A 13,123-nucleotide genomic window follows, 5' to 3' on the forward strand; every position below is an offset into this window, starting at 1 on the left:
GCAATCACATCACGAAAAACCCAACGGAAAATAAACCCCAAACTAAATATGAACAAACACATGACACCAAAATAGTTTAATGCTTTGTGTACACCTTTCATTTCCATCCCTCCACCAACTATATTTTACCATTTCGAACTCCGCTTAGCGTACGAAATCCGCGAAATGTTGGTGCCACCCTTCTTACAATTCTAAACCACCTAAACATTACATATGATGATGACTATAAATACCTATATTTTTATAAAATTAAAGTTTTTTTTGGGGATGAAAGATGTGGCAAAATGAACAAGGGGATTACGGTGGTTATCCTTATTATCAACGTAATTGTTCCAACCCAGCTTGTTTGAATCCCTATTGTCAGTGTGGAGAAAATTGTAGATGTGACCATAACCATCAATGTCATGTGGAAGGGAAATATAATTGGGACATGAAATGAACCATATGAACACTGTGGGTATATCGTGGCTCTTCGCCATTGTTATCTTATTTATTTGTGCACTGCTCATTTTCCATATAATTTTTACACTCTGGAATTTTCTTTATTTTCAAAAGGACCTGCTCAATTCATGCGTAAAATCATAAAGTAATGGGAACCCGTTAAAATACATGAGTGACCTTGAATTTCCCCTCTTACTCAAAGGAGAGATTTATATGGGATTTGGTGGTAGCTGTGGCGGCGGCTTTGCTGGAGGATTTGCTTTATTAGTTGTATTATTTATTTTATTAATCATTGTTGGAGCTAGCTGCTTCTGCTAAAAAAACTATTAGAAAAAACACTCTTACTTGAGTGTTTTTTCTTTATGGGGTAGGTAATACCACATTGCTATCAAGCTAAGAAAAGCAAATACCCCAAAACGAAAAAATTGACATCTCCAGGAAAAAATGTACATTTTTTTGTTTTGGAGCGTTATAAAGCTCTTAATTTGATGGATATGTATGGTGAACCCTTCAAACACAATTATAGCTTAACTTAGTGTTATTAGAGTGATCAGAAAGTTTCTTCAGATCCTCTAAAGGGGCTTTTGTAGTTTTCACAATACATTGGCTTTATGTTAACAAAAGGTACTTTCATTTACAGAAGACACCTATATACAAATATTTCTCATCAAAAGAAGAGATTATCTATTACATCGTCAAAGTTTATGCTGAATATGATACTCTTTTTTGGGGAATAAAACGAGCGAAAGTCCTCCAATTAACAACATCACAATTAATGAAATAATTCCAATCCAATGGAAATGCTCCCAAAAATAACCGCTAAATAATCCGATAAAACTTGAACCTAAATAATAGAATAATAAATACAATGCTGCCGCCTGCGCTTTATTTACTTCTGCATATTTTTCAATTGAAGCACTAGCAATAGAGTGACTTCCAAAAAAGCCAAATGTAAAAATAGATAACCCAATTATTTTTATAATAAGATTAGGCGCAAGTGTTACTATCGCTCCTATCATCATAATCGTAATAGAAACCATAAGTGTAAAGCTTCTCCCGTGCAGATCTGCTTGCTTGCCCATAAATACAGAACTAAATGTTCCCATCACATATACAATAAATAAAAATCCAATGAACGTTTGACTTAATGAATAGGGAGGCTCTTCTAATAAAAAACCAATATAATTGTACAATGTTACAAAACTCCCCATTAATGTAAATCCTAGAAAAATAGTCGCTACTAATTGTTTGTTTTTGAAATGTACTGCATAAGCATTCCACATAGATTGAAAATTAACCGTTTGTTTCTTAGAATTCAGAGGATTTGGTAATGTACGCCAAAATAGGATACTACAAATGACTGTAATAATACCAAGCAATCCTAATGCAATTCTCCATGATGATATATCTGTTACAATTCCAATAAAAATACGACCTGTCATGCCTCCTATCGCATTTCCACAAATGTACAGCCCCATAACCTTTCCTAGTCCGCTTGGCTCAAATTCTTCCCCAATATAAGTCATTGCAATAGACGGTAGACCTGCTATACATAATCCAAGTGCTCCTCTTAACAGAACGAGCGTAGTAAAACTCGGGCTAAATGCTGTCAATACTCCGATAATAGATGTTAAAAACATCGATACTACCATAATACGTTTCCGACCAATTACATCTGAAATTGTTGCTACAATGAGCATCATTATGGCCATTATCCCTGTTGTAATAGATAATGTTATGCTCGCTGCTGGTGCGGAAACCCCAAAATCTTTTGCTAATATAGGTAGTAGTGGTTGCGTTGCATATAATGTAGCAAACGTAACAAACCCGCCAAGAAACAATGCTATGCTAGCATTTGTATATGTCTTTGTTCCTTTTTGGATATAAGTCATTGTAATCTCCCCTTTTTCTATCAAAACTGCACTCTTTATGTTACGCTTCCTTTATCTATGTGTCTAATTTATAATTCACATCATATTGATAACCAAAATGCATAATAAGGAGATGAATATATGGAATGGCATCAAATTGAAAATTTCGTTGCTGTAGCACAGCACAAACATTTCACAAATGCTGCAAAAGAACGACTAATTTCTCAACCGGCCCTTAGCCGTTCAATTTTAAAATTGGAAGAAGAACTACGTGTTCCTTTATTCATTAGAGAAGGGAAAAACGTCCGCTTAACAAGATACGGGGAGATGTTCCTAAAGCGAGCGAAACAAGCACAAAACGCATTACATACTGGATTAGCAGAAATCCAAGAGAAAATTTCTCCTGAAAGCGGAGAAATCTCAATTGCTTTTTTACATACATTAGGTACTCGTCCAATCCCTGAAATTATCGCGGATTATAAGAAGCTCTATCCAAACGTTACATTTCAAATGTATCAAGGGGCAAACATTCACCTTTTAGAAAAAGTAAAAGAAGGATTAGCAGACATATGCTTAACTTCTCCGCCGATCTTACACGAGCAAATTGAATGGACAAAGTTAAACGTAGAACCGCTGTATCTCACTGTTTCAAAAAATCATCCATTCGCTCAGAAAAAATATATATCATTTAAAGAATTAGAGAATGAAGAATTTATTTGTTTTAAGGAAGGGTACGGCCTTCGCTATATATTTGATCAAATGTGCGAAACGCTTCAAGTTTATCCAAAAATTACGTTTATGGGAGAAGAAATCGCAACAATTTTAGGCTTTGTAGCTACTGGATTAGGCATAGCTATATTACCTAAAGTAAATGAATTCGATCAATCCCATCTACATTTTCTAGAAATTACTGATTATCCATGTGAACGAACCATCGCGTTAGCTACAGCACGTAATCACTATTTATCTCCTGCTGCAAGAACATTTAAAGAATTTATTATCGAACATTTTCAAGAATATATTTCCTAATATTTCAAGGCATAAATTCTCATTTAGTTGTGTTACTACATACAAAGAACTGCTCTTTATAGTATATAAGAGCAGTTAATTTTTTTAAAATGATGCCTATCTGAAGTAGCGTCCCACATCCATCAACTTAAGAAATGCATTGTCCCCTTAGATTAATGCCTGAGCATAAGCATTGATTTCCATAATATATCGACATTCTTTTAAGGAATACAAATCCGAGCAGGAATAAATAAATTTGTCTATACCCCATTAGCTTCTCATCATTTCATCGTAAGTTGTATTTTCTCTTTAAAATCTGAATTATTAGGCCTCACCATACCCCAAAAAAGAAATAAGCGCTACAAACTAAAAAAGGATCCTGATTGGTCAGGACCCTTTCTTCTATTTTAAGGAGGTATTTTGTGCATTGCATTGATTTTATGATGATTAAAATTGCGGTCAAAATATTATCTCTCCCCCTTTACTTCTTTTTCTCAACGTCTGAACCTACTTACGTACCAAATGTGTAACCAGTAAAAATACCAATAACTATAGCAATCACTAAGATGAGTGTGATTTAAATCTAATTTTTTCATATATATTATTTCAGAAGATTTAGTTTCCACTAGATACTGAACTTATGGTGCACTTACCCTAACTGGCGTTTAAATGCTTTACCGGCGAAGAAGTAAGCGATAATCATAATGCCCACGCACCAAGCAAGTGCAATCCAAATATCGTTACCAACAGTCCCTTCATATAAGAGGGCACGAATCGCATTCACGATTGAAGTCACAGGCTGGTTCTCAGCGAACGCACGAACAATTTTTGGCATCGTTTCGGTAGGAACAAAGGCCGAACTAATAAAGGGCAGAAAAATTAGCGGGTACGAGTAGGCTGTCGCCCCTTCCATAGACTTCGCTGTCAACCCAGGAATAATAGCCAGCCATGTCAGCGCCAACGTAAACATCCCAAGTATTCCAGCTACCGCAAGCCAATCCAGAATATTAGCGTTGGAACGGAAGCCCATTAAAAGCGCCACAAGGATAACCACCACGATAGTAAGCACATTAGCAACAAGTGATGTTAATACGTGAGCCCATAATACCGACGAACGCTTGATGGGCATAGTAATGAAACGTGCCATCAGCCCACTCTTTACATCCGTAAACAACCGCACGGATGTGTAAGCAACACCGGATGCGATAGCCATCAGCAAGATTCCCGGCAATAAATAATTGACGTAGTTATTCGTTCCTGTCTTTATAGCGCCGCCAAATACGTAGACAAACAACAGCATCATCATAATCGGTGTAATCGCTACCGTAATAATCGTATCGGGACTGCGCATGATGTTGCGCATTAAACGACCTAGTAATACTCCTGTTTTACTTTGCATTTTACATCTCCTCCTTTTTACCGATGATCGCAAGGAAAATTTCTTCCAACGTCGGCTGCTTCTCGATATACTCCACTTTTGCTGGCGGGAACATCTCTTTGAGTTCAGTAAGAGTACCAGTCGTGATAATTTTTCCGCCATGCAAGATCGCAATACGGTCCGCTAGTTGTTCTGCTTCCTCCAAGTACTGGGTCGTCAATAAGATAGTTGTGCCTCCGCCAGCAAGTTCCTTGACGGTATCCCACACTTCAATCCGCGCTTCAGGGTCAAGCCCTGTCGTTGGTTCGTCGAGAAAAATGACTGCTGGCGTCCCGATCAAGCTCATAGCGATATCAAGACGGCGCTTCATCCCGCCTGAATATTGGTCTGCTCTCTGATTTCCTGCATCGGTCAAGCTGAATCTTGCAAGCAAATTGTCAGCGACTTGAGCAGGATTAGAAACTCCACGTAACTTGGCGATCATTATCAAGTTTTCTCTCCCTGTAAGCATACCGTCTAAAGCTGCGAACTGCCCTGTCAGACTGATGCTTTGACGAACATGATCCGGTTGACGCTGAACGTCAAAATCGCAAATACCTACTTCACCACCATCTTGCTTCATCAGCGTCGAAAGGATATTGACCGTTGTCGTCTTGCCAGCTCCATTTGAGCCCAGCAGTGCAAAAATTTCGCCACGCTGCACTTCAAAGTCCACCCCTTTTAAAACTTCCTTGTCTTTAAAAGATTTTTTTAACCCTTTTACAGAAATCGCTGCATTACTCATACTTTTTTCCTCCCTATAAAAATTTTTTGCGAAGATAAATTATTTACCTCTATCTATTTAGTATCACTGATATTCTGTATTACTTAGTACCGAGTTAAAAATATAACTGAATAGCTATGGTGGCAATTCATATGTGTAACCAGCTAATCAGTCGGTATTACTTATTGCATTTATTTTTTTCTCAATTTCTTCATAATACTTTCATTCAAATCTTCACGATACTTGGAGACGTAAGTTTTAGCGTTTGCCACTAGTTCGTCAGCAAAGGAAGCCACGTCATCCCCAGTAATGTCAAGCACTTGTCTTCCTTCCGCTGCACCCGCTTCGAACAAATCGATTAATTCATACTGTATGTGTAACATATCCATCCCGTTACCTGCTGAGAAATTCCACATGTAGTTTTGAATTTTCTTAAATACAAACTGGTAGTCCTCTGGCAGAGCCTCAACTCGTGCCATCATCATTTTGTACTCTTTTTTATCACCAATTAACTTTTTAAACATTTCTAACATCTTATTTTCCTCCTTTTTTATAAAGCAGAACAAGAAATTCCCAAAGTATCGGCCGGAACATTTTATCTTATGAACCTATTTTGACTTCAAGACGTTAATTTTTGATGATACAAAATCCCACTTTTTCCAAAATAATTCAAGCTCCTGGCGGCCAGCTTCATTAAGTGAATAAAATTTACGAGGTGGCCCCATATCTGACGGTTTCTTTTCAATATTCACAAGCTTTTTCTTCTCTAATCGTACGAGGATGGTATAAACCGTTCCTTCCACGACTTCGGTAAACCCAAGATCATTCAGGTGACGTGTTATCTCATATCCATAAGTTTCACGGCGACTGATGATTTCCAGTACACACCCTTCCAGCGAACCTTTCAGCATTTCAGTTAAATTTTCCATATTCTGATCCTCCTCTACCCCCTATTCTGTCTGACTTATATTCAGTATCACAGAGTACTAAGGCGAATTTTTTACTGAATAGCTTTTGAGAAACCACACTATTCAGTATTACTTATTACAACTACATTGTATGACTAAGTAGATGGAATGTCAACTCGATTTTTAAATTTTTTCTTAAATCCGCTTTTTCCTATTGTTTACTGAATATATTTTAAGAAACCACGCTATTCAGTATTACTTATTACAACTACATTGTATGACTAAGTAGAGGTGAATGTCAACTGGACTTTTAAATTTTTAAAAAAATCCACTATTACCTATTGGATACTGCCTATTTTCTTTTTAAAAAATCTCACCACATACCTATCCAGCTAAGAAAAGGAAATACCCCAAAACAAAAATTCTACATTTTTGTTTTGGGGCGCTATAATATTCCGAAGTTAATGAATGTGGCTAGCTCTCCTTATTAAGAAGACGGATCATTTTTTTCTTCTTCTACTAATGCACCTGTGCATCTAATACATAAGTGTGCGAATACATACAAATTCTTTATAAAGTGAAACTTTAATCAGTGGGGGATTTTGTTCATCCCCCACTGATTATTAGTTGAACCACTCGGGCTGCCCGGCAAATAGCGGGATAAAGCCAACTCTACATATAGGACATCCTTTTTGTTACGATAACATCATATTCATATCTTCTGCTGCAGTTGTAATCAGTTTTAAACCAAATGTTTCTTGTAATACATCAAGCACACCAGGTGAAATAAATTCAGGGGCCTTTGGACCAATGCGAATATCTTGAATCCCAAGACTAAATAGACCAAGTAAAATGGCAACGGCTTTTTGTTCAAACCATGATAGGACAATACTAACCGGCAATTCATTTACTTCACATTGAAAAGCATCTGCTAAAGCGGCCGCTATTTTCACTGTAGAAATTGAATTATTACATTGGCCTAAGTCAATGTAACGCGGAATCTCCGTACCAGGTACAACACCATAATTCACATCATTAAAGCGGAATTTCCCACAAGAGGTTGTTAAAATAACCGTTTCTGGCGGAAGTGACGTTGCTAATTCACGATAGTATTCCCCGCCTTTTCCTGGTGCATCACAACCTGCGATGACAAAGAAACGCTTTATTTTCCCTTCCTTTACTGCCTCAATAATTTCTGGGGCTAATGATAATACTGTATTATGATGAAATCCTGTTACTAATTGTTCATCCGACTCCATATGTACTTCGGGAAGTTCTAGCGCTTTTTGAATCAGTGGTGCAAAATCATCATTTTCAATTTTCCGTACACCTTCTAGACCGGCAATATCATATGAAAAGAAGCGATCAGAGTATGATCCTTTAATTGGCATAACACAGTTCGTTGTAGCTAATATGGCACCAGTAAATTTTTCAAATAGACGTCGTTGATCATACCATGCCTTACCTATGTTTCCTTTTAAATGTTTATATTTTTTCAGCCTTGGATAACCATGTGCTGGTAGCATTTCAGAGTGCGTGTAAATATTAATTTCTTTTCCTTCTGTTTGCTTTAATAATTCCTCTAATGCAAATAGATTATGACCAGTAACTACAATTGCCTTACCTTCTACATGATTTTGTGTAATTTGAACAGGCTCTGGAACACCAAAGTGATTCGTATGTGCCTCATCCAACAACTCCATCACTCGTAAAGCTGATTTCCCTACCTTCATAGCCATATCAATATGTTCTTGTTCATTAAAGTTAGAATTTGTTAATGTCATATATAATGCTTCTTGCGTTGTAGCATCTACAAATGCATCTGTATACCCTAGCTGAGCGGCATGTGTACGATAAGCAGCAATTCCTTTTAATCCAAATACAATCGTATCTTGTAAACTTGCAATGGTTTCATTCTTACCGCAAACACCCATCACTTTACATCCGCCTGTTGGCGTTTGTTCACATTGATAACAAAACATATCATCCCACCCTCTCCCAATCATTCCTTACAAACTAAGCATAATACCCATTGAGAAAAAGGGGTGTGATATCAATCACAATAATATATAAAAGTTTGTGACAGTTCATCTTGTTGACATAATTTTTTTATTGACACTATAAAATTCATACATAAGCATGTACACTTCTGTTGATGCTTCCAAAAAACTAAATAATTACTTTAAAGAACGTCTAGCAATATATAAATAAAAATGAATCTCACCAGAAGTAGGCGTAAGCATGCCCGTTATCATTTTCAAAGTGGTCGCTTTCCCTGCCCCATTAGGACCTATCAATCCATAAATTGAATGTTTCGGTACAGAAAGCGAAATATTTTGTACCACACTTTGCTTTCGAAATGTTTTGCAAAGATTTTTTGTTTCTAACATAATCTCATTCATTCTAAACTTCCTCCTCGTATATTGTGAGTCTAGAATAAACGACAATTATAAGGGTTCTATAAGGAAAATGAAAAAACATAGGGACAAAGAAAAAGCGCTTTTCTCACGTGATTTTAATCTATTTCTCATATGTTCTTCGTTTTCTATTGCTAAAATATATAAAGCACCTACACTTTTTGAATGTAACTCCTCTCGCAAAGGTTGAAGGTAAGATTCGTAAATTCACTCCTAATATAAAAACATTAACGAGAGGTAATCTGTATGCATTAACAGTAGACCAAGTGACCTTTTCTTCACTTTCAACGAGGATTGATTTGACCTTTGATTATCCAAAAGAAATGGGAGCTAATGACAGTTGACCAACGTTTGACTATACTGTGACTGATGATAAGGGAAAAATCTACGAAGGAGGCAGCTTGCAAGTTGGTAGCACGGGACTTTTCAGACACCATATTGTTTTAGCTCTGCCACCAATGGATAATCCTCCAAAATCTTTAACAATTGAACCTACGTATCTTAGTGGTCAAAATGATACATTAAAAAATGGAGGTGCTGAAGATTTGAAAATGACTGTGTTGCTACAATAATTGAAGGATTTTGCTAGGTTTCTATGTCTATTGACTGCTAATAAGTGACGTTATGTTAACTTGACTTGTGTGGAAAAAACATCGCAGACTTCCTTAATGATAAACTTGGATTTGGATGGGTATCCTTATTTAAAGAGAGAGAGAAATAAAATTAAGTTGTGGGAAACCACTTTAAAGAAAGGAAATTATATATGCAAGAAAACCAAAATAAAATGAAAATTTTACTTAACAAAGTTCCACAAGTGACGATTTTCTTTTGGATTATCAAAGTTTTGTGTACAACTGTTGGTGAAACATTTGCTGATTTCATCAATTTCAACATTGGACTTGGTTTAACTCTTACTACCATTATTATGGGAGTTGCATTTTTTATTGCATTGTTTTTTCAATTTAAAGCAAACAAATATGTTCCAGCCATTTACTGGGTAACGGTTGTTCTTATAAGCGTATTTGGTACACTGGTAACGGATAATTTGACAGATAATATGGGCATACCACTTGAGGTTAGTACAGCTGTTTTCTCGGTGCTACTAGGACTGACTTTTCTATTTTGGTATCTTAGTGAAAAAACACTATCGATCCACTCGATTTTTACTAGAAAAAGAGAAGTTTTCTACTGGCTTACGATCCTTTTCACCTTTGCACTTGGAACAGCGGTCGGCGATTTATTTTCCGAACAACTTGGTTTTGGTTATCTTAACACAGGAATAGGCGTTGTTATTATTATTGCTCTTGTGTTCTTAGCTTATAAATTTTTGAAACTTGACGGAGTATTAGCTTTCTGGATTGCGTATATTTTAACTCGTCCGCTTGGAGCGTCACTTGGAGATTACCTATCTCAACCAAAAGTAAATGGCGGATTAGGACTCGGGACAACCGTTACGAGTGTGATTTTTCTGATTGCTATTTTAGCGATCATCGTTTTCCTTGCCGTTTCAAAAATTGATACAAATGCTAAAAGTGATATAGCGGAAACAAACCAAAGTAATGCAAATAAGAAACATGTGCTAACACAAACGATTGTTGTACTCGTAATTTTCTTAGTTGGTGGTATAGGTGGTTATAACTGGCGCAGTAATAATATTGCATCACAAGGTGCTGCAGAGCAAGCTACATTAGCAGGGCAATTAAACGATTTTGTTAAAATTGAAAATGATATGCTAAACGCTGTAAATAAAAACGACTTTGCTTCAGCTAAAAAAGGCGCTGATAATTTGGAACATCAGTGGGATACACAAGAACCTAAGCTTCGAAAAATTGATAGCACTACATGGACAAAAATTGATGGAACAATTGACTCTGTGCTAGCAGCGGTTCGTTCTTCAAAACCTGATGTTAATCAAAGCAAAACAGCACTTACTAATTCACTTAGTGTCTTAAAAGGGGCAAATAAATCAACATCAAAATCTGGTGCCTCACAAACTACATTATCTGGACAGTTAAACGATTTTGCAAAAATCGAAAATGATATACTAAACGCTGTAAACAAAAATGACTTTGCTTCAGCTAAAAAAGGGGCAAATGAATTAGAACATCAATGGGACACACAGGAACCTAAGCTTCGAAAAATTGATGGCGCTGCATGGACGAAAATTGATGGAACAATTGATGTTGTATTAGCAGCAGTTCGTTCATCGAATCCTGATGTAAACAAGTGTAAAACAGCACTTAACAATTCACTTAGTACCATAAACGCAGCAAATAAATAATAATCTTAGGAATCGCCAATCGCGGTTCCTTTTTAGGGGCAGTGACAGGGTTCGTGCTACAGACCGCAAAGTAAAGTAGCAAAGAATACGCTAAAGTTGTGGTAAAAGTATTCGCTCTTGTTTAATAGATTTACAACGATGACTTTGTATATATACCGGCCTCAGTTGAGCGGGTTTTGTTTTAAATACGACTGTTTCGAATTCTTTTCTATATATCTTAGTTGGTAACTTAAGACGTGATAAATAATATCCTTGCTTATCTTGAATAGACTTAAAGTCTTGTAAACGAAAATATTCTAATCGGACTGAAAATTCAAATATTAATATATATTCTTATTATAACTAAAGTAATTGTTGCTGTAAATGTACTTTTCATGAGGATGTGTTGTTGTAAATGAGGTCATGTAGAGGTCTGTAAAATTAAAAAAGTACACCACTTTCATTAAGTAATGTACCAATATTTATATACTATGTAACATTATATAAGCTCTTTACTCTTAGTAAGGAAAGAGAACTATTAATCATTCTTTATTTTACAGAGTAATTCCCTCTTTCTATTAAAACGCACCTTTTTATTCCATTCACAACACTTCTCTTTATCTACTAATGTATAATAAAGTTAATATTCTGTTTTATCAGAAGGGAGATACTATGAACTTATTAAATAGAAATATATCCAAGCAAGTGAAACAATATTCCGTTTCCGGGTTAAGCCTTGCCGTTATACGTGATGGTAGACTGGATGAAGCGACAGCCTACGGAACACTTGAGTCTGAAACAACTAGAAGTGTTACTACAAATTCTCTCTTTAATTCTTGCTCTATTAGCAAATTCATCACCGCCATACTTGTACTAACATTATCCGATCAAAAAATCATACATTTAGACGAAGACGTAAATGATAGACTCACATCTTGGAATATCCCCACTAATATATTTACTTCACATAAAAAAATCACTTTACGAAACTTATTAAGTCACCAATCTGGAATCATTGATCCTCCTAATAGCTTTGAACATTATACACTCGCAAAAGGACTACCTAAAATTCCTGAACTCCTTTCTGGTAGAACATTATATTGCCCAGTACCTATAGAAGCAACTTATAAACCAGAAAGTGAATTTCACTACTCAGACGCAAACTTTTGTATAATCGAACAACTACTAGAAGATATTACAGGAAAATCATTTAGTCAGTTACTAGAAGAATTTATCTTCCATCCACTACAAATGAAAAATAGTACACTCTTCTCTCCCGAAGACATAGATAAAACCAACGCTTTCGCTTGCGGGCATAATAAAGATGGAACTGTAACAAATGAGAAGTATCCATTTTATCCATTCGCAGCTGCTTCAGGAATTTGGACAACACCATCCGATTTATCAACTTTAGTAATCGAACTCATTCATTCCTTGCAAGGAAATGGAAAACTAAAACTTTCTCAAAAAACAGTACAAGATATAATTTCTCCTCAAGGCTGCTCAAAATGGACTGGGTTAGGTGTTTTTCTAGATGATTCTAATGAAGACTTACAAATTTATTCACTTGGCTGGGGCGTTGGATTCCAATGTATGATGGTTTGTTATCCACTCCGAGGGAATGGTGCTGTTATTATGACGAATTCCGATTTAGGTGTTCATCAAAAGGATGGGATTATTGGTGAGGTTCTAAAAATGTTATCCTTATAATAAACGAAACAAATATAAAGAAAGAAGCTGATTCTCCCAGCTTCTTTCTTATATAACATTTTTCGCAACAATTTTAATATGTTCTGGTGCGATAATTTCCGTTATACTTTCTTGGAAATCTTCATGCAACAGTTCTTCAATATGTTCTAACTGCACTTCGACATGTGTGCATTCTAAATTATGTATGTTTAATAGTGCATAATGATCTTTCTTCTTAATTACTAAATATTGATTTTCTTCTGTTATGAGTACAGAACCTAATCGTATTCCTAGTATACGTTGATCATCAAACTTCACAATCTTTTCCCCTTCCCAACTACGAATGTAATTACTATACAAAAAACCTAATTTAAGGAAATGATTCTTA

Annotated in this window: 11 protein-coding genes and 3 pseudogenes; 5 read left to right on the plus strand and 9 right to left on the minus strand. The window is 35.9% G+C overall.

Features of this window, described 5'->3' with window-relative positions; all coding sequences use genetic code 11:
- Positions 1-654 precede the first annotated feature (654 nt).
- Positions 655-759 carry a YjcZ family sporulation protein gene (locus KI356_RS22510; protein WP_063219790.1) on the plus strand — a complete coding sequence of 35 codons (105 nt, stop codon included), beginning with the start codon at positions 655-657 and terminating at the stop codon, positions 757-759.
- A gap of 377 nt (positions 760-1,136) precedes the next feature.
- On the opposite strand, the gene KI356_RS22515 is transcribed toward KI356_RS22510, so the two are convergent.
- Positions 1,137-2,333 carry an MFS transporter gene (locus tag KI356_RS22515; protein ID WP_128282303.1) on the minus strand — a complete coding sequence of 399 codons (1,197 nt, stop codon included), beginning with the start codon at positions 2,331-2,333 and terminating at the stop codon, positions 1,137-1,139.
- 120 nt (positions 2,334-2,453) lie between these two features.
- On the opposite strand from KI356_RS22515, the gene KI356_RS22520 reads away from it, so the two are divergent.
- Positions 2,454-3,341, plus strand: coding sequence for a LysR family transcriptional regulator (locus tag KI356_RS22520; protein WP_212936516.1), 888 nt, complete (start codon positions 2,454-2,456; stop codon positions 3,339-3,341).
- Between the two features lie 628 nt (positions 3,342-3,969).
- On the opposite strand, the gene KI356_RS22525 is transcribed toward KI356_RS22520, so the two are convergent.
- From KI356_RS22525 to KI356_RS22550, 6 genes and pseudogenes are all read right to left on the minus strand, one after another.
- Positions 3,970-4,719, minus strand: a complete 750-nt coding sequence (locus KI356_RS22525) for an ABC transporter permease (protein WP_212936517.1) — start codon at positions 4,717-4,719, stop codon at positions 3,970-3,972.
- Between the two features lies 1 nt (position 4,720).
- Entirely contained in the window at positions 4,721-5,482 is a 762-nt protein-coding gene (locus KI356_RS22530) for an ABC transporter ATP-binding protein (RefSeq protein WP_212936518.1), read from the minus strand.
- Positions 5,483-5,652: 170 nt separating this feature from the next.
- Entirely contained in the window at positions 5,653-5,994 is a 342-nt protein-coding gene (locus KI356_RS22535; RefSeq protein WP_000891986.1) for a DUF1048 domain-containing protein, read from the minus strand.
- A 75-nt stretch (positions 5,995-6,069) separates the two neighbouring features.
- Positions 6,070-6,390 carry a PadR family transcriptional regulator gene (locus KI356_RS22540; RefSeq protein WP_071722835.1) on the minus strand — a complete coding sequence of 107 codons (321 nt, stop codon included), beginning with the start codon at positions 6,388-6,390 and terminating at the stop codon, positions 6,070-6,072.
- Positions 6,391-7,064: 674 nt separating this feature from the next.
- Positions 7,065-8,351 carry a hydroxylamine reductase gene (hcp, locus tag KI356_RS22545; protein WP_128282308.1) on the minus strand — a complete coding sequence of 429 codons (1,287 nt, stop codon included), beginning with the start codon at positions 8,349-8,351 and terminating at the stop codon, positions 7,065-7,067.
- A gap of 240 nt (positions 8,352-8,591) precedes the next feature.
- Positions 8,592-8,771, minus strand: a pseudogene (locus tag KI356_RS22550) (ATP-binding cassette domain-containing protein); the annotation flags it as partial.
- Between the two features lie 188 nt (positions 8,772-8,959).
- Here KI356_RS22550 and KI356_RS28515 point away from each other — a divergent pair.
- Positions 8,960-9,358: pseudogene (locus KI356_RS28515) on the plus strand (DUF5643 domain-containing protein); the annotation flags it as partial.
- A gap of 191 nt (positions 9,359-9,549) precedes the next feature.
- The gene (locus KI356_RS22560) at positions 9,550-11,067 is read left to right on the plus strand and encodes a COG4705 family protein (RefSeq protein ID WP_212936519.1); all 1,518 of its coding nucleotides are present in this window, start codon (positions 9,550-9,552) and stop codon (positions 11,065-11,067) included.
- Positions 11,068-11,205: 138 nt separating this feature from the next.
- Here KI356_RS22560 and KI356_RS22565 read toward each other — a convergent pair.
- Positions 11,206-11,367: pseudogene (locus KI356_RS22565) on the minus strand (IS4 family transposase); the annotation flags it as partial.
- Positions 11,368-11,718: 351 nt separating this feature from the next.
- On the opposite strand from KI356_RS22565, the gene KI356_RS22570 reads away from it, so the two are divergent.
- Positions 11,719-12,756 carry a serine hydrolase domain-containing protein gene (locus tag KI356_RS22570; protein ID WP_212936520.1) on the plus strand — a complete coding sequence of 346 codons (1,038 nt, stop codon included), beginning with the start codon at positions 11,719-11,721 and terminating at the stop codon, positions 12,754-12,756.
- A gap of 48 nt (positions 12,757-12,804) precedes the next feature.
- Here KI356_RS22570 and KI356_RS22575 read toward each other — a convergent pair whose 3' ends face one another.
- Positions 12,805-13,053 carry a hypothetical protein gene (locus tag KI356_RS22575; RefSeq protein ID WP_128282312.1) on the minus strand — a complete coding sequence of 83 codons (249 nt, stop codon included), beginning with the start codon at positions 13,051-13,053 and terminating at the stop codon, positions 12,805-12,807.
- Positions 13,054-13,123: the final 70 nt, after the last annotated feature.

It is taken from the genome of Bacillus hominis, from assembly GCF_018332515.1.
GTDB classification, from domain to species: Bacteria; Bacillota; Bacilli; order Bacillales; family Bacillaceae_G; genus Bacillus_A; species Bacillus_A hominis.